Genomic DNA, 23,721 nt, shown 5'->3' on the forward strand with positions numbered 1-23,721 from the left:
AACGGATAGAGTTGTGGTCTCCGGATCGAGATGAGTGAGGAGCGGCGGTGCAGGGGCTCTACGGCGTCATCCGCAACTACGCGTGGGGATCGCAGATCGACATCGCCAGGCTCCAGGACCGCGAGGTCCCGGCCGACCTGCCCGAGGCAGAGGAGTGGTTCGGCGCCCACCACAGCGCGCCCTCGACCCTCCACGACGGGCGGCCCCTCGACGCGGCGATCGCCTCCGACCCGGCCGGGATGCTCGGCGAACGCGCCCACGAGCGCTTCGGCCCGAAGCTCCCGTTCCTGCTCAAGCTGCTCGCCGCCGCGAAGCCGCTGTCGCTCCAGGCGCACCCGAACGCCCGCCAGGCCCACTCGGGCCACCAGCGGGAGATGCGCATCGGCATCGACATGGCCTACCGCAACTACGTGGACGACAACCACAAGCCCGAGATGCTGGTGGCGCTCACCGAGTTCCGCGCGATGTGCGGCTTCCGCGACCCCCTTGAGGCCGCCGCCGACATCGAGGCGCTCGGCGTCCCCGAGCTCGAAGGGCTCGCGGCCACGCTGCGCGATAAGAAGGCAGGGCTCCGCAAGGCCGTCCCGGACCTCCTCGGACTCGCCCGCGACGAGTGCCGCGCGATCATCGACGCCGCCGCGAAGGCCGCCTCGGAGCTCGCGACCGACGACGGCGCCGACCTGGTGTCCCTCGCCCGGTCCTACCCCGACGACCCGGGCGTCCTGGTCAGCCTGCTGCTCAACCACATCACGCTCCAGCCGGGCGAGGCCGTGTACATGCCCGCGGGGAACCTGCACGCGTACCTGCACGGCTTCGGCGTCGAGATCATGGCCGCCAGCGACAACGTGCTCCGCGGCGGCCTCACCAACAAGCGCGTGGACGTCCCCGAGCTGCTGCGCGTCCTCGACTTCCAGGCCATGGCCGACCCGCGCACCGCCCCCGAGGACGACGGCCCGGTCCGCACCTGGCCGGTCCCCATCGACGACTTCCGGCTCCGCCGCGTCGAACTCACCGGCGAGCCGCTGACGATCGACGTCGACGGCCCCCGCATCTGCATCTCCACCGGCGGCAAGGTCACCGTCGCCGACGACCAGGGCTCGACGGCCCTGGCCCCCGGCCGCGCCGCGTTCTCCGCGGGCACCGCCGGACCGGTCGTCGCGAGCGGTGAGGGCGAGCTCTTCATCGCCAGCGCCTAGAAGACGGAAGAACGGCCCGGCCACATCGTGGCCGGGCCGTTTCCCATTGCAACGCGGGAATCTGCGTACTACGCGAGCTTCTTCTGGACGTCGAGGTCGCGGCACAGGGCCCGGTAGCCCATGGCCTCGTTGATCGAGATCATGTGGTCGTTCACCTCGGCGTTCCAGGTGTGGACGTACCGGATCTGCGGCCGGTAGCGGCGCATGAGGCGCTGGTTGGCGATCTTGAGGATCATGCCGAGGCGGTGGCCGCGGTGCTTCTGCTCGACGATCGTGTCCTGCTGCCAGGCGTGCAGTTCCTCGCCGGGGGTGACCCCGAGGCCGGACATGCCGGCGACCTCGCCGGACTCGACGTGGACGACGGCGCTGACGAACTGGGTCTGGCCGCGCTCCTTCGTGGTCCATTCGAGGTTGCGGATGCGTGCGGCGTCGTAGACGGCGGGGCGGATGTCGAGCTCCTCGCCCATGGGAGGGTCGGTGTACATGCGCTCGTTCAGGGCCGCGTAGCCGTCGATGACGTCGTCGGGGCAGTCGTTGATCCACTGCACCAGCTCGTATCCGGCGGCCTTCTCCCAGGCGTCGACGTAGAGCTGCGCGAGCTCGTCCTCGCCGACGACGGTGAGGTCGTTGCGGCGGTGGATCTCCTGGTCGACGGTCTTGTAGCCGCGGGCCTGGGCGAACTCCTGGCCGGAGCGGTCGAACTGCGGGCCGTCGGGAAGCGGGTCGACGGCGAAGGCCAGGATCGTGTCGCGGCCGAGTTCGGCGGCGCGCCGCTCGGTGAACTCCACGAGCGCCGTGCCGACTCCGGCGCGGCGGCGGTCGGGGCGGACGTCGAGTTCGAGTTCCAGCAGGTGCTGGTTGTCCTGGACCGGCATCGAGTACTGGAGGGAGCCGATCACCTCGCCGTCCTGGACGGCGACGTAGCGCTCGACGGCGAGGGCGTCGGGCCACAGCAGCAGGCGCAGGCGCTGGAACGAGGGACTCGGCAGGGGCTCGCCCGGCAGGTCGTGCTCGGTGACGGCGCGCTGGTTCCGGATCCAGCCGCTGACCTGGTCGCGGTTCAGCGGGTCGATCGGGACGATCTCGATGTCAGGGTTGCTCACGCTCCGACGATCCCGCAGATGGGGGGTGCCGCGCAATCGAATTTCAGGACAGCGCTTGCCAATCGGGGCAAAAAATGTGCCCGGCAGCCACCCCAGACTGCCGGGCACTCCCCCCGGTTTGGTTTCCCCGTGGCGCCTGCGGAAATGGTCTGGAACCCTGTGGATTCCCGCATCTCCGTGACGCTGCGTATCTGCAATATTACCCACCGCCTCAGCAGTGTCAAGCAGAAACAGCGGTTGCGGCAAATTTTTTTCCGTGTCGCCAGCCACGGGCGCCCCACGGGCCCCGCGCCGGGCGTGTCGCGGTGCGCCGCGCCACGGTCCCGTTCGGCCGGGCCGACGGGGGCGGCGCGTAGCATTTGGGCATGACGAACACGCTGCGTGCCGACGACTACAAGGTCGCCGATCTCAAGCTGGCCGACTTCGGCCGCCACGAGATCCGCCTGGCCGAACACGAGATGCCGGGCCTGATGGCCCTGCGCGAGCGCTACGGCGCGGACCGCCCGCTGGAGGGCGCGCGGATCACCGGGTCGCTGCACATGACGATCCAGACCGCGGTGCTCATCGAGACGCTCACGGCCCTCGGCGCGCGCGTGCGCTGGGCCTCGTGCAACATCTTCTCGACGCAGGACCACGCGGCCGCGGCCATCGCCGTCGGACAGGGCACGCCGGAGGCCCCGCAGGGCGTCCCGGTGTTCGCGTGGAAGGGCGAGACGCTCGAAGAGTACTGGTGGTGCACCGAGCGCGCCCTCGACTGGGGCACCGAGGAGCCGAACCTGATCCTCGACGACGGCGGGGACGCGACGATGCTCGTCGTCAACGGCGCGAAGTTCGAGGCCGCCGGGGCCGTCCCCGAGGCGTCGACCGCCGACAGCGAGGAGGAGGCCGTGGTGCTCGCGCTGCTGGCCCGCTCGCTCAAGGACGACCCGACCCGCTTCACCCGCAAGGAGGGCGAGCTCAAGGGGGTCACCGAGGAGACCACCACGGGCGTGCACCGCCTGTACGAGCTGGAGCGCGAGGGGCGCCTGCCGTTCCCGGCGATCAACGTGAACGACTCGGTCACGAAGTCGAAGTTCGACAACAAGTACGGCGTGCGGCACTCGCTGGTCGACGGGATCAACCGGGCCACCGACGTGCTCGTCGGCGGCAAGGTCGCCGTGGTGTGCGGCTACGGCGACGTCGGCAAGGGATCGGCGGAGTCGCTGCGCGGCCAGGGCGCTCGCGTCATCGTCACCGAGGTCGACCCGATCTGCGCGCTCCAGGCCGCGATGGACGGCTACCAGGTGCTCACCCTTGAGGACGCCGTCGAGTACGCGGACATCTTCGTGACGACCACCGGCAACCGCGACATCATCTCGATCGAGCACATGCGCCGGATGAAGCACCAGGCGATCGTCGGGAACATCGGCCACTTCGACAACGAGATCGACATGGCCGGCCTCGCCGCCGAGCCGGGCGTCAAGAAGCTCGAAGTGAAGCCGCAGGTCCACGAGTGGCAGTTCGCCGACGGGCACTCGATCATCGTGCTCTCCGAAGGGCGCCTGCTGAACCTGGGCAACGCGACCGGCCACCCGAGCTTCGTGATGAGCAACAGCTTCACGAACCAGGTGCTCGCGCAGATGGAGCTGCACACCAAGCTGGAGGAGTACCCGGTCGGCGTGTACACGCTGCCGAAGCACCTCGACGAGGAGGTGGCGCGCCTGCACCTCGACTCGCTCGGCGTCAGGCTGACGACCCTGACCAAGGGCCAGGCCGACTACATCGGCGTCCCGGTCGAGGGGCCGTACAAGCCGGACCACTACCGGTACTAGGGGATTGCGAACGGCCCGGTCCATCTCGGACCGGGCCGTTCCGCGTCCCTAGATGACGGCCTTCATGATGACCGAGCGGGCGATCTTCGCGAGCTGCTCGACGATCGTGACGCCGGTGGCGTAGTTCGGGGCCTTGCTGGTGAGGATCGACATCCGCACGTCGTGCTTGTTGGGGATGGAGATGTACCCGACGGAGTGGACGACCCACAGGCCCCCGAGGGAGGAGCGGGAGTCCCAGCCGTTCTTGAGCCACACGGTCTCCCCGGTGCCCGCGGCGGCCTTGACGCCCCAGTCCTGGGAGTCGATGACCTTGGCCATGAGCGAGCGCGCGTAGTCGACCTTCTCCTGGTTGAAGTAGCCCTTGACGGTGAGCATGTTCAGCACGCGGAGCTGGTCGGGCGCGGTGGTGGTGGTCAGGCCCCAGCGGCAGTCAGCGGACGCCTTCGTGTTCTTGAGGCCGTACCGCACGTGCGCGGCCGAGAGGGCCGAGCAGCCGCCGAGGAAGTTGTAGAGCTTCGTGGCGTTGTCGTTGTGCGACTGGGTGATCATCGTGCGCGCCCACTCCTTCTTCTCGGCGGGGATCGCCGAGACGGTGGAGTACTTCTCCAGGAGCATCGCGAGGATCTCCATCTTCACGAGCGAGGCCGTGTCGTGGATGCGGCTCTTGTTGGTGGTGATGACGCGGTTCTCGCGGCCGACGACCACCGACGCCTGCGTCTGCGTGCTCGTCGTGGCGAGGTACGCCTTGGTGCGGTCGGTGAGCTCGACGGCGAGTTCGGTGTCGGACGGGCCCGCGGCCCAGGCCGCGGTGCCGATCCAGGCGGTGCCGCCGGCGAGGGCGACGGCGGCGGGGACCGCGGCGCGGATGAGGGTCCGCCGCGAGGGGCGCTTCCGAGACTGCGGATCGCGCTGGGGGGCTTCGAGAGTCATGCGGTTCCTGGTTTATTCGTACTGGATGACGTCGCGGGAGATCTTCGCGATCTCCTCGACGACGGGGATCCCTTCGACGTCGTCGACCGCGCCGCTGGTGAGGACCGCCAGCTTGACAGGGTCGCCGTCGCCGTCGAGGACGCCGATGGAGTTGACCACCCACAGGCCGCCGAGCTGGGACTCGACGTCCCAGCCGTTCTTGAGCCAGACGGTCTCGCCGTCCTTCGCGGCGGCGGAGACCCCCCATGCCTGCTCCTCGATCACGGAGCCCATGAGCTCGCGGCCGAGGTCGACCTGCTCGGCGTCGAGGACCCCTTCGAAGAGGTTGAGGCCCAAGAGGATGAGCTGGTCGGAGGCGGAGGACCATCCGACGCCCCAGCGGCCCTGGGGATCGGGGGTGGTGTCCTGGAGACCGTACCTCGCGTGCGCGGCGACGAGCGCGTCGACGCCGCCCAGGTAGTTGTAGAGCGTGGACGTGGAGTCGTTGTGGGACTCGCGGATCATGCGGTTCAGGAGTTCGAGGTGGTCCGCGGGGATCGCCTCGACCGAGCCCCAATACTCCTGGACCATCGCGAGGATCTCGACCTTGACGATGGAGGCGGTGATGTGCGTCTGGTCGGGGTTGTAGTCCAGGCGCATGTCCCCGCGCTCGACCGCGACCGACGCCTCGACCTGCGTGCCGGTGGAGGCCAGGTACTCGTCGATCCGGGTCTTGAGGTCCGCTTCGAGCTCCTCGCGGGACGGCCCGAATATGGCTTCGAGGCCGTTCTCCGACGCGTTGGCGGCCACCGTTGCCACGGCTCCGGCCCCGACCAGGGCGGCCGCGGCGGGCACGCCGAACCGCAGGAGGTTGCGGCGGGAGGGACGGAGCAGACGGGAGGAAGGTTCGCTTCTGCGGATCATGGCCCCAAGGCTAGGGAACCGGTCGAACCGGAGTCAACGCGCCCTCAACGGAATCCTCTGAGCAAGGGTGTCTGAAAAGTCATACCGAGGCGAAGCAACCCAAAGCATGCCGAAGGGCGTCCGGCCATCGGCCGGACGCCCTTCGAAGCGCTGCTAGTACGTGGGCAGGCTCGGGTCGACCTGGTTGATCCAGCCGAGCACGCCGCCCTGGACGTGGACCGCGTTCTTCAGCCCGGCGGCCTTCGCCGCGGCGAGCGCCTCGGCCGAGCGCACGCCGGCCTTGCAGTAGAACACCGCCTGCTTCTCGGTGGGCAGTTCCGCGAGGGCGGCACCGGACACGATGTCGCCCTTGGGGATCAGCCGCGAACCGGGGATGCGCACGATCTCGTACTCGGCGGGCTCGCGCACGTCGATGAGGTCGATGTCGCGTCCCTCCTTGATCCACTCGGCCAGTTCGCGGGCCGTGATCGTGGAGCCGACGACGGCCTCGGCGGCCTCGTCGGTGACCGAGCCGCAGAAGTCCTCGTAGTCGATGAGCTCCTTGACCGTGGCGTTCGGACCGCACACCGCGCAGTTCGGGTCCTTGCGGACCTTGATCTTGCGGTAGGTCATCTCCAGCGCGTCGTAGACCATGAGCGAGCCCACGAGCGGGTCGCCGATCCCGGTGAGCAGCTTGATGGCCTCGGTGACCTGGATCGAGCCGATCGAGGCGCACAGGACGCCCAGGACGCCGCCCTCGGCGCAGCTCGGGACCATGCCCGGCGGCGGGGGCTCGGGGTAGAGGCAGCGGTAGCACGGGCCCTGGTCGGCCCAGAAGACGCTGGCCTGGCCGTCGAAGCGGTAGATCGAGCCCCACACGTAGGGCTTGCCCGAGAGGACCGCGGCGTCGTTGACCATGTAGCGCGTCGCGAAGTTGTCGGTGCCGTCGACGATGAGGTCGTACGGCTCGAAGATCTCGAAGACGTTGTCGTTGTCGAGCACCGTGTTGTGGACGACGACGTTCACGTAGGGGTTGATCTCGCGGATCGACTCGGCCGCGGACTCGGCCTTGGTGCGGCCGATGTCGGACTGGCCGTGGATGATCTGGCGCTGGAGGTTCGACTCGTCGACCGTGTCGAACTCGACGATGCCGATCGTGCCGACCCCGGCCGCGGCCAGGTACATCAGCGCGGGGGACCCGAGGCCGCCCGCGCCCACGCAGAGCACCTTGGCGTTCTTGAGTCGTTTCTGACCGTCCATGGCGACATCGGGGATGATGAGGTGGCGCGAATAGCGGCGCACCTCGTCGACCGACAGCTCGGAGGCTGGTTCGACCAGCGGCGGCAAACTCATATCACCAATAATGCATGTCCACGCTGTGGATATTCCACCGCCCGGGGCGGTGTGCCGACTTTCACTCCGCGAGATTCGTTGTCCCGCATGGCGGGACAGGACTTGCGGTGAGCCTGCGGCTACTGGTCGATGAAGTCGTCCGGCGGCAGGTCGGGGCCGTTGTAGTCCCCCGCCGGGCCCGACACGTACGTCTCGCCGTCCGGGAACGGCCACGCGTTCCCCGTGCACCCGGCCAGCTGGTACGTCTGCTGCGCCATCACCGGCGACAGCTCCCCGTCCCCCGGGCACACCTCGTGCCCGTGCCCGAGCCGGTGCCCGACCTCGTGGTTCACCGCGTACTCGCGGTAGGTGTCGAGCGTGCCGTCCCAGTGCTCGACCCCGGTGATCCACCGCGCCGAGTTGATGACCACCGCGTCGCCGTTGCGGCACGAGACCGTCGTGTTCTGGGAGCCGCACAGGTACGAGCGCTGCTCGGGGCTCGCCAGGTAGATCGTGAAGTCCGCGTCCCCGCCGCCGACCTGCTGGAACCGCCACGCCCCGCCCGCGGTCCACGACCGCTCGTCGGCGAGCGTCGTATGGACGAAGTCGCTGAACTCGTCGGCGTTGAGCCCGATGCCGTTCTCCACGGCCACGTTGTACGTCATGAGCGTGCCCGCGTCGCCGAACACGGCGGTGTCCACCGGTTCGGCGTACGTCCAGGTCCCCGTGCCCGAGAAGTACAGCGGCACGTTCGCGACCTCCGGGGACGGCGAGGGCGACGGCGGCACGGCCTCGTCGGCCTCCGCCTCCGCGCTGGTGGGGACCACCTGCTCGTCCTCGTCGAGGGCCTGCGGCTTCTCCGTGTCGACGGCGCCGAACGCGAAGTACAGCCCCGCGCCCGCCATGACGACGAGGACCGCGAACAGCACGAAGCGCCGCCGTCTGCGGAGCCTGCGGTTGCGATCCAGCCGTCCCTCAGTCACACCGGCGAGTCTAGGACAGTTGACGCCCCGCGGGGCCGACCCCCGATCATTGTGTGAACCGGTTCCGGTTCACAATGCGGACCGATGTCCGAGCCGGATTCATGCTGGACATTTCATCAATTCGTACATGTGTGTGACTACAGCCATATCAACGAGGCCGTTTCAGTTGCCCTGCCCGGTCGTTGTCCAGTCGTGCATCTGCGTTACACCTTCCGGGTCTACCCGACCGCGCCGCAGCGCTCGGCGCTGGCGCGAGTGTTCGGGTGCGTCCGCACGGTGTACAACGACGCGGTCGCGGCCCGCAGGGCCGCGCACGCGGCAGGTCTCCCCTATCCCTCCACGGCGGCGCTCGACAAACAGCTCATCACCGCCGCCAAGCGGACTCCCGAGCGATCCTGGCTCGCAGAAGTGTCGACCGTGCCGCTCCAGCAGGCACTACGCGACTGCCACGCGGCCTACCGGAACTTCTTCGACTCGCGCACCGGCACACGGGCCGGCGGCCGAGTCGGCCCGCCGCGGTTCAAGCGGCGCTCGCACCGGCAGACGGCACGGTACACACGCAACGGGTTCAGTCTCAAGCCAACCGGTCGTCTGTACCTGGCGAAGGTCGGGGAGTTGAAGGTCGCCTGGTCCAGGGAGCTCCCGGCCGAAGCCAGCTCGGTCACCGTGGTCAAGAGCGCGACGGGCAAGTACTTCGCCTCCTTCGTAGTAGCGGTCGATGGCAGCGCGGACCTGCTGGAGCCGCCGCCCGACCCCGACGCGATGACCGGAGTCGACCTCGGCCTCAAGCACTTCGCGGTGCTGCGCGGGGGCAGAGTGATCGAGTCGCCGAAGTTCTTCCGAAAGCTGGAACGCAGGCTCAAGAAGTCCCAGCGCGAGCTGTCACGCAAGGTGAAGGGCAGTGCGAACCGGGCGAAGGCCCGAGTGCGGGTCGCGAAGGTCCACGAGCGGATCGCGGACCGCCGGGACGACTGGCTCCACAAGCAGGTCGCGATGATCGTCGCCGAGAACCAAGGCATCTTCGTCGAAGACCTGAACACCAAGGGGCTGGCCAGGGGACGCGCCGCCAAGTCCGTGCACGACGCGGCACTGGGCAGGTTCCTCGGCCTCCTCGAATCGAAGGCGGCCCGGGCAGGCCGCACCTTCGCCAAGGTGGACCGGTTCTTCCCCTCCACACGGCTGTGCTCGGCCTGCGGGGTCCTGTCCGGGCCCAAGGGCCTGGCAGGGCTCAGCGTCCGGACCTGGGAGTGCGGCTGCGGCGCGGTCCACGACCGCGACGCGAACGCCGAGATCAACATCAGGCGCGAAGGACAGCGCCTCGTCGCCGCCGGGCCGGCGGAGACGCGAAACGCCTGTGGACAGGACATCAGACCGGGCGAGCCCGGCAGACCTGGAAATCCCCGTCAAGGGAAGAAGCAGGAACCCGTCCGTACCCTCGCCGTGCAAGCGGCGAGCTAGCCGGGAATCGCCTTCCTGCGGGAAGCCGAGGAGGTCAAAATGCGGACAAAGCGTTCTCGGGGTCGGCGGGGGTGGCGTTGCGGACCTCGTCGAGCATTGCGGTCATCGCGCGGGCCACGGCCTGGGGGCGCTCCATCATCGCGACGTGGCCCGTGCGGTCCAGGATCAGCAGGCGCGAGTCGGGGATCGCCAGGGCCGTCGGCGGCGCTTGGCGGACGTCGATGACGCGGTCCTGCTTGCCCCACACGACGAGCGTGGGGCACTGGATCTCCCGGGCGAGGCGCCAGAGGGAGTGCGTGCCGGGCACGAGGGCCTGCATGAACGAGGCCATCAGGCCCCGGTAGGTCTGGAAGTACGCCTGGTTGTTCCACGGGACGGCGAGGCGGTGGCGGGCCTCGGCGATCGCCTCGCGGCGGCGCTGCGGGTCGATCGAGGACGGGTCGGCCCACGTGCCGCGGATGATGTCGTCCACGACCTGCTGCGGGGTCCGCCCGCGCATGGCCCGGTCGGCGAGCCACGCGATGTTCGGGACCGCGAGCATCGGCAGGTACCGGGACTGGTGCGAGCGCCGCGGGTTCCCGAACGGCATCGCGGGCGAGATGAGCGTCAGCGTGCGGACCAGGTTCGGGCGGGTCGAGGCGAGGTACACCGCGACCGCACCGCCGAGCGAGTGCCCCACGAGGTGCACCGGGCCGCGCCCGGACTCGGAGATCCACGCGGCCACGTCCTGCGCCAGCAGCGGGATCGTGGTCCGCGGGGCGGGCGCCGAGTGGCCGAAGCCGGGCAGGTCCACGGCGTCCACGCGGAGCCGATCGGAGAGCGCGTCGGCGAGGTCGGTCCAATTCTGCGCCGAACCGCCGAGGCCGTGGACGAACACGGCCGGCTCGGCGCCCGGCGCGGTCGCCGGGGTGTGGCGGATGAAGAGCCTGCGGCGGCTGACCTGGTGCTCGATCCCGGGCCACGGCGAGTGCGGTCGCCGAGGAGTGCGGACCTCCCCGGCGTCGACAAGCCGCGCCCGTTTCATGGAAGCTAGTGTGCCACTTCGGCTGCGAGCGCGCCCAAAGTAGCCGAAACCACCGCCCGGGCGCGTTCGGCGGTCACGACCGAGGCGCCGGAGAGGCGCCGCACGGACCGGCCGTCGAGCCACAGGATGACCACGACCGCGGTCTTCACCGGCCCGGTCGGGACGATCGAGGCGTGCTCGACCTCGACGCGCACGTCCCCCGCGCCGAGGCGGGGGCGCAGGGCCTCCACAGTGGCCGCGGCGGCTGCGTGCTGGATGTGCCAGTCGATCGGCGGGACCGCCACCTTGCCGGTGGACTCGGTGCCGCCGAGGGCGAGCGTGACGCTCACTTCGGCTTCGAGACCGGCGGACTCGATCTCGACGCGGCGCAGCTCGACCGGGCCGACCGAGGCGACCTCGATGTCGGTGGACGCGGACTCGACGTGGCCGCGGATCTCGGCCTCGTCGCCGGACTGCGGGCCGGGCTCGACCGCGCGCTGCTCGTTGACGACCGCCGAGACCACCGCGTGGACCTCGTCGGGGTCGACGCCCTCTTCGAGTTCGAGGCGGAGGCTGGAGGCGCCGTCGGGGGCCGTCACGTGGAAGGCGTCGCGGACGCCGGGGACCTGGCGGACGGCGTCGACGAGGCGGGCGGATTCGGTGTCCTGCACTTGGGCGCTGGCGGATCCGGGCATGGGTCCTGTGTTCTCCACGGTGGCGGGCGGTGTCGGCTCGGCGATGGGCGGGCGGGGCGGCGTGCGCAGCAGCGGGGCCTGCTCGGTGACGGGCGGGCTGGGGACGGCCGCGGGCGAGACCTCGGTGAGCGGCGGCGGCACGATCGGGAACTGGTCGGTGCGCTGCTCCACGACCGGGACGGACGGGGCCGGGGGCGGCGGGGTCGCGGGCGCGGGCGGCGCGCTGGGCGCCCGCGGGGCCTCGGCGGCCGGGGCGGGCGCCGCGGGGGCGGCCATGGGCACCGCGGGGTGCTCCTGGGTGGCCTCCGGTTCGGCGGGCGCGAGCCGGACCGGGCTCGGCGGTGCGGTCTGCTGGGGCAGTGCGGCCTGGGGAGGTGCGGGCGGGGCGCTCTGGGCCTGCGGGACCTCGATGGGGCCGGTGTGCCGGGGCTGCGCGGGGGCGCTGTAGTGCTGCTGCGGCGCTTGGGGTTCAGGTGCCGGGGGGTGGACGAACTCCTGGTTGGGGCCGGGCGCGGCGGGGGACGGCTGCGGGGCCGCGGGACTGGGCGCGTAGTCGCCGGGCAGCGGCGGGGCGCTGTAGCCGGGGTGCTGCTGGGGGACGCCGAAGTCCTGCTGTGCGGGGGCGCTGTAGAACTGCTGGGCGGGCTGGCTCTGCTGCGGCGGCGCGGGGGCCGCGGGCGGCGGCGGGGTGTGGTGCTGCGGGGGGACGGGCGGCTCGGGGTGCGGGGCGGGCGGCGCGTACTCCTGGCTCGCGCCCGGCAGCGGGACGGCGGGCGGCGGGGCGTACTCCTGGACGGGCGGCGGGGCGAACTCGCGCGGGGCCGGGGGCGCGCTGAACTGCTGGTTCGGCTGCGGCGCACCGAACTCCTGGTTCGCGGCGGGCGGGGCGAAGGGGTTGACCGGGACCTGCTCCTGGGGGGCCTGGGGAACGGCGGGGATCGGCTCGAACTGCTCTCCGGGCGCGGGGCGGCGGGTCGCGGGGACCATGGGCCCGGTCTCGGTCATCTCGACCGGGACGTTCGGGACCTGTCCGGTGGGGTCCTCGCTGTAGCGGTGGCGCCGTCCCCGGTCCGGGTCGAACCGGTACTGCTCGGGCGCCTGCCCCATCCCCTGACGGGCCGCGTCGGCGGTCTCGGCGCCCTCCTCGGCCGGCGGTCCCCAGGACCTCCCGATCCGCCTCCGGGCTGCCCGTTCCTCCCCGGTCGGACGCTGCTCATCCGGTCGGTTCTGGTCATACACCACTAGACAACTCCTTCATATTCCCGCCCTCAAGGTACCGTGGCGCGCCCAGTGACTCGAACCCGCGTTTGTCGCCCCCGTACGCTGGGAGACTGTATTCAAGGTTTCCGTAGACTCGGTCCGGGCCGCAAGCGACCGCGGGTGACGGATGGGCGACATGAGCCGGGAAGAGGTGGCGGCGTGAACAGCGCTGGTGAGGGGCGGGTCCGCCTGCCCAGGAGCGAACGCCGCGCGCAGCTGCTGCGTGCCGCACAGGACGTCTTCGTCTCCAAGGGCTACCACAGCACCTCCATGGACGACATCGCCGAGAACGCAGGGGTGTCGAAACCCGTGCTGTACCAGCACTTCACGTCGAAGCTGGAGTTGTACCTGGCGCTGCTCGACGGCCGGGCGGCCGAGCTGGTGGGCCAGGTGCGCGACGCCTTGCAGTCCACTGAGGACAACAAGGAGCGGGTGAACCGCGCCATGCGCGCGTACTTCGACTTCGTGGACGCGCAGGGCGAGGCGTTCCGGCTCGTCTTCGAGTCCGACCAGCGCAACGACCCCGAGGTGTCCGAGCGGGTGCTGAAGATGGAGGCCGAGTGCGTCCAGGCGATGGCCGAGACGATCATGGCCGACACGCACGTGGACAAGGCCCGCGCCGAGCTGCTCGCCACGGGCCTGCTCGGGAACGCCGAGGTCTCGGCCCGCAAGTGGATCGCCTCCGGCCGCGCGATCCCCAAGGACGAGGCGGTGCAGCTCATGAGCACCCTCGCCTGGCGCGGCATCTCGCACTTCCCGCGCGACGGCGAAGCCTGAGCCGCCTTCCCCCCGGAAGGTGAATTCTCGGGGCGGCGCCGTTCGCTCTCGGCGCAGCGCTCCGTGCAGTGGACCGGAGGTCGCCGCGAGTAGTGTTGCTTCGGACCGAAGGTCAGAGCATTTCGATTGAGGAGGGCCCGTGGAGGTCAAGATCGGTGTCCAGTACGCCCCGCGCGAGCTGGTGCTGGAGAGCAAGCTTTCTCCGCAGGACCTGTCCGACACGATCGAGCAGGCCGTGAAGGACGGCGGGGTCCTGCGCCTGGAGGACGACAAGGGGCGCCAGGTGATCGTCCCGGTCGACAAGATCGCCTACATCGAGACCGCCGCCACCAACGTGCGGTCCGTCGGGTTCACGGTCGACAAGTAAGCGGACGCGACTTCGGGCCCGGGGCTTCGGCTCCGGGCCTTCGCTCTGCCCGCCGACTTACTGGAGGACCGTGAAGGGCGCGGTGCCGCCCACGGCGTGGCTGCCGTTGCGCACGCCCTCGGGGCCGCTCGTGTGGACCCGGTACAGCGTGTCGTTCGCGACCACCAGCACCGGGTCGCCGCGGTTGAGGTTCGACTCCACCGGGTCCGCGGGATTGGCCGCGACCTCGGAGAACACCAGCCCGGCCGTGCCGGCCTGGACGTCGGTCCGGGAGTTGTCGATCGCGACCCTGAACAGCGTGTCGTCGTCGCGCTTGCCGGTCACCCACAGGTAGTTCTCGGAGCTCCACGCGATGTCGGTGACGTCCTCGATGTCCGTGCCGATCCGCCGCGGCTCCCCCGCCTGGAGGTTCCCGTCGGCGTCCACGTTCAGCGGCGCGACCCACGCGTGGCCGCCCTCGACGTACGCCAGGCGCCGCCCGTCCGCCGCCAGCGCCATCGCCGTGACCGCCTCCCCCACGGTGAGCGGCTGGATCACCGCCCGCGAGTTCGGGTTGACCACCGTGGGGACGCCGTCGGAGACGACGAGGATCGCGCTCGCGGGGTGCCACTGCGGGTCGGCCAGGACCGTCCCCAGGCCGCCGACCGCGCCCATCGCGGAGTCGGTGGGGCCCACGGTGAGCACGTCACCGGCGGTCCCGGCGGTGATCGCGGCGAGCTGGTCGGCCGGGCCGACCGCGACCTGCCGGAGGCCGTCGGCCTGGAAGCCCACCCAGGAGTGGTCGGGGGCCTCGGTGGTGACCTCCTCGGCCGTGTACTGCCAGACCGTCTCCTCGAACAGGAAGTACGCGGTCTGCGGGAGGTCCACGGGGATCGCGTTCCACTCGCGCCAGTCCGCGAGCGTGCCCTCCCCGATGGTGTCGCCGTCGGCGGTGAGCACGAACCCGTCCGAGAGGCTCAGGGTCCAGGCGATCTGCGCGGTGATCGCGTCCTGGACGGACCGGTCGTCGACGGGCTCGCCGAGCGTCAGGTCCACTTCGACGACGCCGTCGCGCGGCGAGGTCTTCGCGGTGGTGGAGGTGGGGATCGCGCTGCGCGCCGACTGGCTGGCGAACTCGGAGGGGCCGCGCAGGAGCCAGTCGAGCAGGAGGCGGCGGTCGGTCTCGGCGTCGAGGTCGGCGTAGATCCAGCGCAGGTCGGGGACGAGGAGCTGCGGCGCGTCGGCCTGGAAGTACAGCGGCGAGGCCCGGTAGGAGTCGAGGAACTGCCGGTAGTCCAGGGACACCTGCGAAGGCTGGCTCTCGATCGACCAGACGTCTTGGAGGCCGCCGTCGCGTCCGAGCATGAACGTCTCCTCGTAGGCGCTCGGCGAGGAGCTCATGCGCACCGAGCCGTCTTCGAGGTAGACGCCGACGACCGCGGCCGTGACGGTGACGTTCGCGGACTCGATGGGGTTGCCGCCGCCCACGGACACCTGGATGTCGTCGAGGAGGCGGATGCCAGTGGCCGCGTCGGAGAACTGCTCGGTGCCCGAGGCGGTGAACTTGTTCAGGCGGTCGTCGCGGCTCGCGGGGTCCCCGGCGGCGGCCTTGAGGAAGTTCTGGACGGTGGCGTCGGCCTCGGTGGTCGGTTCGAACGTCTCGGCGGCCGTCCCGGAGGACTCCCCGAAGTTCGTGGGGGCGTCGTCGACGACCTCCGGGTCGCGGCCGGTGGGGATGCCGCAGGCCGATGCGGCCCAGGCGGTCCCGAGGGCGAGCGCCGCGGCGAGGCTAGTCCTGCGTCGCACGGGTGGCCTCCTTCCCCGCGCCGGGGCGCGGGCCGTCGAGCCGCAGGGGGATCGGCGAGGTGATGACCCGGTTCCCGGCCTGGAGCGGCAGCGTGAGCACGAACAGCGTGCCCCGGCCGGGCTCTCCCACGGCCTGGAGGGTCCCGGAGTGCAGCTTCGCGTCCTCCAGGCTGATCGCCAGGCCCAGGCCCGTGCCGCCGGTGCGGCGGTTGCGGGACGGGTCGGCCCGCCAGAACCGGTCGAAGACCCGGTCGGCGTGGCCGGGCTTGAGGCCCACGCCGCGGTCGCGGACCGCGACGGCCACGGCCGTCTCGGACTCGGCGACGGTGATCACGACCGGCTTGCCTTCGGCGTGCTCGATCGCGTTCGAGACGAGGTTGCGCAGGATGCGCTGGACCCGGCGCGGGTCGACCTCGGCGATGACGCGCCGCCGCGGCTTGCGCACGGTGACCTGCACGCCGCAGTCCTCCGCGAGGTGCGAGAGGCCCTCGACCACGTCGTCGGCGATGCGGCCCACGTCCACGGCGTCCACTTCCAGGGACGCGAACCCGGAGTCGAAGCGGGAGATCTCCAGCAGCTCCTGGAGCAGCTCCTCGAAGCGGTCGATCTCGTGCTGGAGCAGCTCCGTGGACCGCTTGGTGACCGGGTCGAAGTCGTCGCGGTTGTCGTAGAGCAGGTCGGCGGCCATGCGGATGGTCGCGAGCGGCGTGCGCAGCTCGTGCGACACGTCGGAGGTGAAGCGCCGCTGCATCATCGACATCTCCTCCAGGCGCCTGATCTGGCTCTGGAGGTTCTCGGCCATGAGGTTGAACGAGCCCGCGAGCCGCGCGAGGTCGTCGGAGCCGCGGACCTCCATCCGCTCGTGGAGCAGCCCGGCCGCGAGGCGCTGGGAGGTGCGGGCGGCCTCGCGCACCGGCGTCACGACCAGGCGCGTGACGAGCGCGGCGATGACGCCGAGGAGCAGGACCAGCGCGACCCCGGCGAGCGCGAGGTTGGTGCGCAGGAGGCTGATGGCGTCCTGCTGCGATTCGAGCGGGTAGAACGCGTACAGCTCGAAGTCCAGGCTCAGGTCGATGTAGGAGCCGACGACCAGGTAGGGCATGGTGCCCTCCTCGTCCAGCGCGAAGTTCTCGTACTGGATGGCGGTCTTGCGCTCGGCGACGTCGGCCTGGAGCTCCTCGGAGGGCTCGGCCTCCGAGGACGCCGGGTGCGAGCGGGTGACCTGCCCGTCGTCGGTGCGCAGGACGATGACCGGCGCGTACACCGGGTCCTCGGCGAGCTCGTTGACGATCCGCTGCATGGTCGTGGCGAGCGCGGAGTCGGAGGAGGACGTGTAGGTGCCGAGCTGCTCGGCGGCCCGCTCGACGGCGTTGAGGGTCTCCTCGACGGCGGTCTCCTGGCGCTCGGTGAGGAGCCCGGAGGTGACCGAGCCGGCCACGACGAACGAGAAGATGAGGACGAGGACCGTGGAGGCGATGAGCGTCGAGGAGACGACGCGCAGCTGGAGCGAGGCCCGGAAGCGGTCGATCAGGGGCCGTGCGGCCCGGCCCGCCCAGCGGGCGGCGCTCCCCCATGCCCGTCGCAGCCACACCGGGCGCTCGCGCGCCCGGTCCTCCCCCGCGGTCATGGTCTAACCGAGTCCGGCTTTGTACCCGACGCCGCGCACGGTCTGGATGAGCTGGGGGCGCTCGGGGTCGGGCTCGATCTTGGCGCGCAGGCGCTGCACGTGGACGTTCACCAGGCGCGTGTCGGCGGAGTGGCGGTAGCCCCACACCTGTTCGAGCAGGACCTGCCGGGTGAAGACCTGGCGGGGCTTGCGGGCGAGCGCCACGAGCAGGTCGAACTCCAGCGGGGTCAGTTTGACCTCGGCGCCGTTGAGGGTGACCTGGTGGGCGGGCACGTCGATCTGGACCTGGAGGCCGGGCTTGCCGATCTCCAGGCGCTCGGGCGTGACGTCGTCGCCGCGGCGCAGGCGGGCGCGGATGCGGGCCACCAGCTCCTTGGGCTTGAAGGGCTTCACTATGTAGTCGTCGGCGCCCGATTCGAGGCCCAGGACCACGTCGACGGTGTCGGACTTGGCGGTGAGCATGACGATCGGCACGCCGGACTCGCCGCGGATCGCCTTCGCGACGTCTATCCCGCTCATGCCCGGGAGCATGAGGTCGAGGAGGACGATGTCGGGGCGGTGCTCCTTGAACGCGGCGAGGGCCTTCTCGCCGTCGACGACGAACGTGGGGGTGAAGCCTTCGGTCCGGAGGATGATGCCGAGCATCTCCGCCAGCGCCGGGTCGTCGTCGACGACGAGTACACGTGCTCTCATGGACACCAGTTTTCCACCTCGCAAAAGGCCGGAGCACCACGGGTGTGTCCCCGTGGTGCTCCAACTGTAACGACTATCCGACGGACTTGGCGGCCCGTGCGGGGTCGGTGCCTGCGGCGATGGCCTCGAACGGTTCGCGGCCGGCCTGGATCTCGCCGAGCTGGACCATCTCGCGCTTCGTGAAGAAGCCGACGATCCAGTCAGCGAGGACGCGGCCCTTGCGGCCGGTCCCGGGCACGCGCGACAGGTGGTAGCCGCGGTGCATGAGCCAGGCGAGGAGGCCCTTGGCCTTGAAGCCGTAGGTGTTCGCCACGCCCTTGTACAGGCCGAGGCCCGCGACGGAGCCGATGTACTTGTGCTCGTACTGCGTCAGTTCGCGGCCGACGTGGCTGCGGTAGACGTTGTCGGCGAGCGTGCGCGCCTGGCGGACGGCGTGCTGCGCGGACGGGGTGCACCAGTCCATCGGGAAGTCCGAGGTGTCGGGGACCTGGGTGGAGTCGCCCGCGCCCCAGGCGCCTTCGACGACCTCGCCGACGGTGTGCTTCCCGGCCTCGACGCCGGTGGCGACCTGGAGGCGCGTGTTGCACTCCAGGTGGCCGCGGGGGCCGATCGGGAGGTCCGTCTGCTTGAGCAGCGGGTGGGGCATGACGCCGGCGGTCCAGATGATGGTGTCGGAGTCGAACTCCTCGCCGTCGGTGAGGACGACGTGGCCGCCCTCGCAGGACTTCAGGGTCGTGCCGAGGCGGATGTCGACGCCGCGCTTGGTGAGCTCGCGGGCCGCGTAGGCGCCCATCTCGGGGCCGACCTCGGGGAGGATCTTGTTCGCGTACTCGACGAGGTACCACTTGATCTCGGACGCGTCGAGCATCGGGTAGTTCTTCACGATGTTCGCGGTGAGGTCTTCGAGCTCGCCGAGGGTCTCGGCGCCGGCGAAGCCGCCGCCGACGGTGAGGAACGTGAGGGCCTTGCGGCGCACGTCGGGGTCCTCGGTGGTAGCGGCGATGTCGAAGCGCTGGAGCACGTGGTTGCGCAGCCAGATGGCCTCGCCCATCGACTTGATGCCGATGGCGGTGTCCGCCAGGCCGGGGATGGGGAGCGGGCGGGAGACGGAGCCGGGGGCGACGATGACCTCGTCGTACTCGACCTCGCGGGCGGGGCCGACGTAAGGCTGCACCATGAGCTTGCGCTCGGCGTGCTTGATCTCGGTGACCGCACCGGTGAGGATGGTGCAGTGCTTGAGGGCCTGTCGGAGCGGCACAACGCCGTGTCGCGGGGAGATGGAACCAGCGGCCGCCTCGGGCAGGAACGGCTGGTAGGTCATGTGCTGGTTGGGGTCGATGACCATCAGTTCTACTTGACCGCGCTTGATGTCGCCCTTCAGCAGCTTGCTCAAGCGTTCGGCAACGTAAAAACCGACGTGACCGGCACCAATCACGACTATACGTTTCACGTGTTCAATTCTGGCCCGGTTCAGGTGGCCTTGTGTAGTGAACGCGCGAGGACGTAGATCACGGTGACAGCGGCCACGATGCCCGCGCCGACGGCGAGACCTGCGGTGAGACCGGTGAAATACGCGGTGAACAGCGCCAGGGTGAGGGCGATGGCCACAGTCGACGCCAGGACGAGTCCGAGGTGCTTGGCCCAGGTGAGGATGATCTCACCGTCCATTGCGGTAGTCGTTCGGAAACGCTGCGCCACGGCGGCGGCGGAGTGGCCGGTGTACAGCAGGCAGGCGAGCCCGGCGGCCGTCCACAATGTGGGAGAGCCGTCGCCGTCGAGGGCGTCGGAGACGAGCCACGCGGCGATGGTGAACCCGATGGCGACCAGGGGCGCGGCCCCGGCGGGGGCGAGGGCCGCGATGAGCGCGAGGAGGGCCGCGACCGCGACGTAGAACCCGGCGCCGGCCCATTCGGGCGGCACCGCGAGTTCACTGGCGGTGAACAGGGTGAGGGCCGTGAGCAGGCGCAGCAGGACCGGGGCGGGGGCGACGCGGCGGGCCCACGAGACGCCGCCGGCGCGTCCGGCCTTGGCGCGCTCGCGGGCGCCGTCGCGGAGGGCCTGGAGGAGGCCGCGCTGGATGTCGCTCATGTTCGACTCGCAAGCGTCGTCAAGGGGCTCATCGGTACCGCCTCCGGGTCAGCTGGGCCAGGACGGCGTCGAGGGAGGCCGCGCCCTGCCAGGGCTCGACGGCGACGCCGAGGTCGCGCAGCTCCATGAGGGTGTTGTCGCGGGAGAGGCGCCACAGCCGCTCCGCGTACGGGGTCCAATGTGTCCTCCGCGGCGGGGAGACGTGCGGTGGGAGGGTGTCGACGCACAGGACGGGGCGCCCGGCGCGGGCGAGGGCCGCGATGAGCGCGATCGACCGGTCGGTGAGCAGCGGCGTGAACACGACGTTGAGGCTGCGCTGCCCGGCGAGCTGGCGGCGGAGCATCTCCGGCGAGGGCGGGACGGGGTCCTGCGGGATCTCCACGGCGGCGAGCCAGCGCAGGGTGGCGGCGGCGTGGCGGCGCCCGGCCCCGGCCCGCATGCGGCGCCCGCGGGCGCCGAACTCGACGCACGCGGTGCGGTCGCCCTGGAGCGCGTAGTGGGACGCGACGGCCCCGGCGGCGCGGACGGTGAGGTCGGCGATCGACGCGGCGCCGTCGAGGCCCCCGGACACGCCCGCCTCCACTTGGAGGTCGAGGACGAGGGTGACGTCGGTGTCGCGTTCGGAGAGCGTGGCGTTGACGTACAGGTCCCTGGTGCGCATGGAGGTGCGCCAGTCGATGCGGCGGAGCCGGTCGCCGGGCTGGTACAGCCGGACCTCGGCGAGCTCGCCTGAGTCGCCGCCGCGGCGGGACCGGTGGACGCCGGTGACGCCCTCGGCGAACGGCAGGGACTCGGCCGAGTCGAACCAGTCGGGCACGGGCACGACCCACGCGGTCAGGCCCGGGAGGCGCTGCACGGTGGTCTCCAGGAGGCCCCCGCAGGCGACGGAGCGGACGTGGACCGGGCCGAGACGGTGCTCGCCCCAGCGGCGGGCCGTCCCGGCGACGACGAGGTCGCGCCCGGACTGCGGCGCCAGCGCGGACGCGAAGTCGCCCTTGCCGGTGTGGAGGTCGATCCATGGGTCGGCGACGGCGGTGACCACGGTGGTGACGGGGACCGGCTCAGGGTTGGCGACGATGACGCGCGCCGCGGCGGTGGCGCCTTCGGCGCAGGTGAGGTCGGTGCCGGTGCCTTCGAGAGGCGCCATGCGGACCTCGGGCGGGCGGTGGGGGCGGCGCTGGAGGAGCACGGCGGTGCCGATCGCGAACGGCGCGGCGATGAGCACGAGGTCGACGCGGCCGAAGGCGACGGCCGCGAGCAGGCACACCGCGGCGACGGCGACGGCCCGCGACAGGGCCTTGGTCCGCCGCCACGTCACGGGCGGTTCGACCTGGGCCGCGCGCACCTCGCGGGGGTTGTCGGTGCGCAGGCTCAGGACCGGGTCCATCGTCATCGCGGCTGCGCGGTGTACGCCGGGGCCTGGGCGGTCTGCGGGGCCGGGACGCCGCGGCAGATGTCGGCGACGACCGCGGCGGGGTCGATGCGGCGCATCCACAGCTCGGGCTTGAGCGTGATCCGGTGCGCGAGCGCGGCCCCGGCGACGCCCTTGACGTCGTCGGGGGTCACGAAATCGCGCCCGGCGAGCACGGCGAGCGCGCGGGAGGCCAGCAGCAGCGCGAGCGAGCCGCGCGGGGAGGCGCCGACCTGGACCTGCGCGTGGGCGCGGGTGGCGGTGGTGACGGCGACGATATAGCGGCCCACGGAGTCCTCGACGGTGACGTCTTCGAGGGCGCGCTGCATGGCGACGAGGGTGGGCGCGTCGATGACGGGGTCGAGTTCGACGCTCTCGGTGCGGCGGCCGATGCGCCGCTGGAGGACCTCCCACTCCTCTTCCGGCGTGGGGTAGCCGAAGGAGACGCGCAGGAGGAACCGGTCGAGCTGGGCCTCGGGGAGCTGGTAGGTGCCCTCGAACTCGACGGGGTTGGAGGTGGCGAGGACGGTGAACGGCTCGGGGAGGAGGTGGGTCTCGCCCTCGACGGACACCTGGCGCTCCTGCATCGCTTCGAGGAGCGCGGACTGCGTCTTCGGGGGCGTCCGGTTGATCTCGTCGGCGAGCAGGAGGTTGGTGTGGACCGGGCCCTTGCGGTAGACGAACTCGCCGGTCTTCTGGTTGTAGAGCAGGGAGCCGGTGACGTCGGCGGGCAGCAGGTCGGGCGTGAACTGGAGGCGCCGGAAGTCGAGGCCGAGGCTCTGCGCGAAGCACCGGGCGGTGAGGGTCTTGCCCAGGCCCGGGAGGTCTTCGAGGAGGATGTGGCCGCCGGCGAGGATCCCGGCGAGGACCAGGCGCAGCGGCTCGTCCTTGCCGACGATGACCGAGCGGACCGACTTCAGGACCGCTTCGGCGTGGTGCGCGACCTGGTCGAGGCTGATGCGCGGGGTCTCGTTCATTCAGATCTCCTCGATGGCTTTCAGATAGGCGCCGAGCTGCTGCGGCGAGGGGCAGTCCGGCACCGGGCCGGTCAGGAACAGGTACGCGCTCTCGCCGAGGGCGGCCCGGCACTCGGCGGGCTGCGCGGCGAGCGAGAGGCCGCGGCGCAGCCGCAGGCGCTCAGCGGCGAGCTCGGTGAGCTGCTGCTTCGCGTTGGTGGTGGCGAACCGGCCGGGCTTGGCCTCGGCGAAGATGAACCGGTCCTCCCAGCGGTTGACGTCCGCGAAGGGGCGCCAGGACGGCTCGTTGACGGTGTGGGCGCGCAGTTCGGGCGCGGGCTCGGTGTCGGCGCGCATACCCGAGACCACGGAGTGGACGAGGAGCGAGGCGACGGCGAGGAGCACGAGCTGCCAGATCGCGAAGTCGACGCCGCCGATGTAGGCGAGGGCCCACGCGAGCACGGCGAGCGCGACGGCCCCGACGGCGGGCCACAGCCGCACGCGCCCGAACGGCGAGAGGAGTTCCTTCACGGAGGTGCCTTGCGGCGCTTGGTCACTCACTGCGCCTCCCTGACGCCGAGCTGGGCCCGGAGTGCGACGAGGGCGTCGCGGGCGCGGTCGCGGTCGGCCTCGCCGACGTCGTGCGGCGAGTAGCGGGCCCGCAGGTACGCCTCGGTGAGCCGGTTCAGGGCCGCGCCGTCGAGGTCGTGGCGCAGCAGGAGCTTGCGGACCAGGTCCGCGGGCGTGTCGGAGGCGTCGCGTTCGATGCCGACGCCTTCGGCGGCGCGCTCGAAGTGGATCCAGCAGGCCATGATCGCCGACCTGGCGTCCGTGCCGAGGTCCATCTCCTGGAGCGCCGAGGCGATGGCGTCGTCCACGAGCGCGAAGTCGCGGACCAGGTGCTCGGGTTCGGGTTCGGGCACGCCGGTGGACTCGGGCGCGTCGGCGACCCACCTGAGGAGGCGCCTGACGAGGAGCAGCAGGACCAGCAGCAGCGGGACGCCCGCGAGGACGCCGAGGATGAGCCAGCTGATCCACGACGGGAACGAGCCGCCCTCCCGGCCCCCGTCGCCGAGCCCCAGCGACGGCTCTCCATAGGTCGGCATCGACGGCGCGACCTCGACGCCGCCGCCCCCGTCGAACGGCATCCGCGCCTCGTCCCACTGGAGCCCGGTGCCCTGCGCGGCGATCCCGACGATCAGCAGCGCGGCCGCGACCGCGACGACCGGCAGCCACCGGCGCAGCGTCGGGCGCTCTGGCGGTGCGGGTGGGGTCATGTGCGGCCTCTTGGGGTGTGCGGTGCGGCGGTGGGGGTGATGCGCGTCCCCACCTTATGCCAACGCCGCTGCAAACGCCTACCCGTC

Annotated in this window: 21 protein-coding genes; 5 read left to right on the forward strand and 16 right to left on the reverse strand. The window is 71.2% G+C overall.

The features are described 5' to 3' along the window. The first annotated feature begins 47 nt into the window (after positions 1-47). Entirely contained in the window at positions 48-1,196 is a 1,149-nt protein-coding gene (gene manA, locus AB0A65_RS02235; RefSeq protein ID WP_359944856.1) for a mannose-6-phosphate isomerase, class I, read from the forward strand. Between the two features lie 68 nt (positions 1,197-1,264). Here the strand turns inward: manA and AB0A65_RS02240 are convergent, their stop codons facing one another. Continuing rightward, on the reverse strand, positions 1,265-2,299 hold the full coding sequence (locus AB0A65_RS02240) for a GNAT family N-acetyltransferase (RefSeq protein WP_359944859.1): 1,035 nt from the start codon (positions 2,297-2,299) through the stop codon (positions 1,265-1,267). Between the two features lie 365 nt (positions 2,300-2,664). Between AB0A65_RS02240 and ahcY the strand changes: the two genes are divergently transcribed. Further along, the gene (ahcY, locus tag AB0A65_RS02245; RefSeq protein WP_359944862.1) at positions 2,665-4,110 is read left to right on the forward strand and encodes an adenosylhomocysteinase; all 1,446 of its coding nucleotides are present in this window, start codon (positions 2,665-2,667) and stop codon (positions 4,108-4,110) included. Between the two features lie 48 nt (positions 4,111-4,158). On the opposite strand, the gene AB0A65_RS02250 is transcribed toward ahcY, so the two are convergent. The 4 genes from AB0A65_RS02250 to AB0A65_RS02265 form a co-directional block, all read right to left on the reverse strand. Further along, positions 4,159-5,040, reverse strand: coding sequence for a hypothetical protein (locus AB0A65_RS02250; RefSeq protein WP_359944865.1), 882 nt, complete (start codon positions 5,038-5,040; stop codon positions 4,159-4,161). 12 nt (positions 5,041-5,052) lie between these two features. Continuing rightward, positions 5,053-5,943: a hypothetical protein gene (locus AB0A65_RS02255; RefSeq protein ID WP_359944868.1), complete on the reverse strand. Its 891-nt coding sequence runs from the start codon at positions 5,941-5,943 to the stop codon at positions 5,053-5,055. A 153-nt stretch (positions 5,944-6,096) separates the two neighbouring features. Further along, complete coding sequence (gene moeZ, locus AB0A65_RS02260) at positions 6,097-7,275, reverse strand: adenylyltransferase/sulfurtransferase MoeZ (protein WP_359944871.1); 1,179 nt, start codon at positions 7,273-7,275, stop codon at positions 6,097-6,099. Positions 7,276-7,394: 119 nt separating this feature from the next. After that, the gene (locus tag AB0A65_RS02265) at positions 7,395-8,237 is read right to left on the reverse strand and encodes a DUF3152 domain-containing protein (protein ID WP_359944874.1); all 843 of its coding nucleotides are present in this window, start codon (positions 8,235-8,237) and stop codon (positions 7,395-7,397) included. An 84-nt stretch (positions 8,238-8,321) separates the two neighbouring features. Here AB0A65_RS02265 and AB0A65_RS02270 point away from each other — a divergent pair, with 84 nt between their 5' ends. Next, positions 8,322-9,695: a transposase gene (locus AB0A65_RS02270; RefSeq protein ID WP_359944877.1), complete on the forward strand. Its 1,374-nt coding sequence runs from the start codon at positions 8,322-8,324 to the stop codon at positions 9,693-9,695. Positions 9,696-9,729: 34 nt separating this feature from the next. Here the strand turns inward: AB0A65_RS02270 and AB0A65_RS02275 are convergent, their stop codons facing one another. Together AB0A65_RS02275 and AB0A65_RS02280 are read right to left on the reverse strand one after the other, a co-directional pair. Further along, a complete protein-coding gene (locus tag AB0A65_RS02275) occupies positions 9,730-10,719 on the reverse strand; it encodes an alpha/beta fold hydrolase (RefSeq protein WP_359944880.1) in 990 nt (329 codons plus the stop codon). Positions 10,720-10,724: 5 nt separating this feature from the next. Next, a complete protein-coding gene (locus AB0A65_RS02280) occupies positions 10,725-12,500 on the reverse strand; it encodes a hypothetical protein (protein ID WP_359944883.1) in 1,776 nt (591 codons plus the stop codon). 312 nt (positions 12,501-12,812) lie between these two features. On the opposite strand from AB0A65_RS02280, the gene AB0A65_RS02285 reads away from it, so the two are divergent. Together AB0A65_RS02285 and AB0A65_RS02290 are read left to right on the forward strand one after the other, a co-directional pair. After that, positions 12,813-13,430, forward strand: a complete 618-nt coding sequence (locus AB0A65_RS02285) for a TetR/AcrR family transcriptional regulator (RefSeq protein WP_359944886.1) — start codon at positions 12,813-12,815, stop codon at positions 13,428-13,430. A 139-nt stretch (positions 13,431-13,569) separates the two neighbouring features. Next, on the forward strand, positions 13,570-13,797 hold the full coding sequence (locus AB0A65_RS02290; protein ID WP_359944889.1) for a DUF3107 domain-containing protein: 228 nt from the start codon (positions 13,570-13,572) through the stop codon (positions 13,795-13,797). A 57-nt stretch (positions 13,798-13,854) separates the two neighbouring features. Here AB0A65_RS02290 and AB0A65_RS02295 read toward each other — a convergent pair whose 3' ends face one another. From AB0A65_RS02295 to AB0A65_RS02335, 9 genes are all read right to left on the reverse strand, one after another. Next, positions 13,855-15,582, reverse strand: coding sequence for an LpqB family beta-propeller domain-containing protein (locus tag AB0A65_RS02295; RefSeq protein ID WP_359944892.1), 1,728 nt, complete (start codon positions 15,580-15,582; stop codon positions 13,855-13,857). Beyond that, positions 15,566-17,209 carry an MtrAB system histidine kinase MtrB gene (gene mtrB / locus AB0A65_RS02300; RefSeq protein ID WP_359944895.1) on the reverse strand — a complete coding sequence of 548 codons (1,644 nt, stop codon included), beginning with the start codon at positions 17,207-17,209 and terminating at the stop codon, positions 15,566-15,568. The genes AB0A65_RS02295 and mtrB overlap by 17 nt, the downstream gene beginning before the upstream one ends. 3 nt (positions 17,210-17,212) lie before the next feature. Then, positions 17,213-17,902: an MtrAB system response regulator MtrA gene (mtrA, locus tag AB0A65_RS02305; RefSeq protein ID WP_153026654.1), complete on the reverse strand. Its 690-nt coding sequence runs from the start codon at positions 17,900-17,902 to the stop codon at positions 17,213-17,215. Positions 17,903-17,975: 73 nt separating this feature from the next. Next, the gene (locus AB0A65_RS02310; RefSeq protein WP_359945564.1) at positions 17,976-19,361 is read right to left on the reverse strand and encodes an FAD-dependent oxidoreductase; all 1,386 of its coding nucleotides are present in this window, start codon (positions 19,359-19,361) and stop codon (positions 17,976-17,978) included. An 11-nt stretch (positions 19,362-19,372) separates the two neighbouring features. Continuing rightward, positions 19,373-19,990 (reverse strand): hypothetical protein, encoded by a 618-nt coding sequence (locus tag AB0A65_RS02315; protein ID WP_359944899.1) that lies wholly within the window; start codon positions 19,988-19,990, stop codon positions 19,373-19,375. Between the two features lie 28 nt (positions 19,991-20,018). Further along, on the reverse strand, positions 20,019-21,383 hold the full coding sequence (locus AB0A65_RS02320) for a DUF58 domain-containing protein (RefSeq protein WP_359944902.1): 1,365 nt from the start codon (positions 21,381-21,383) through the stop codon (positions 20,019-20,021). Further along, complete coding sequence (locus AB0A65_RS02325) at positions 21,380-22,378, reverse strand: MoxR family ATPase (RefSeq protein ID WP_359944905.1); 999 nt, start codon at positions 22,376-22,378, stop codon at positions 21,380-21,382. Before AB0A65_RS02325 ends, AB0A65_RS02320 begins: the two co-directional genes overlap by 4 nt. After that, on the reverse strand, positions 22,379-22,918 hold the full coding sequence (locus AB0A65_RS02330; protein WP_359944908.1) for a hypothetical protein: 540 nt from the start codon (positions 22,916-22,918) through the stop codon (positions 22,379-22,381). After that, positions 22,915-23,634, reverse strand: coding sequence for a DUF4129 domain-containing protein (locus tag AB0A65_RS02335; RefSeq protein ID WP_359944910.1), 720 nt, complete (start codon positions 23,632-23,634; stop codon positions 22,915-22,917). The genes AB0A65_RS02330 and AB0A65_RS02335 overlap by 4 nt, the downstream gene beginning before the upstream one ends. Between the last annotated feature and the right edge of the window lie 87 nt (positions 23,635-23,721).

The organism is Glycomyces sp. NPDC047010 (genome assembly GCF_040644205.1).
Lineage (GTDB): Bacteria > Actinomycetota > Actinomycetes > Mycobacteriales > Micromonosporaceae > Glycomyces.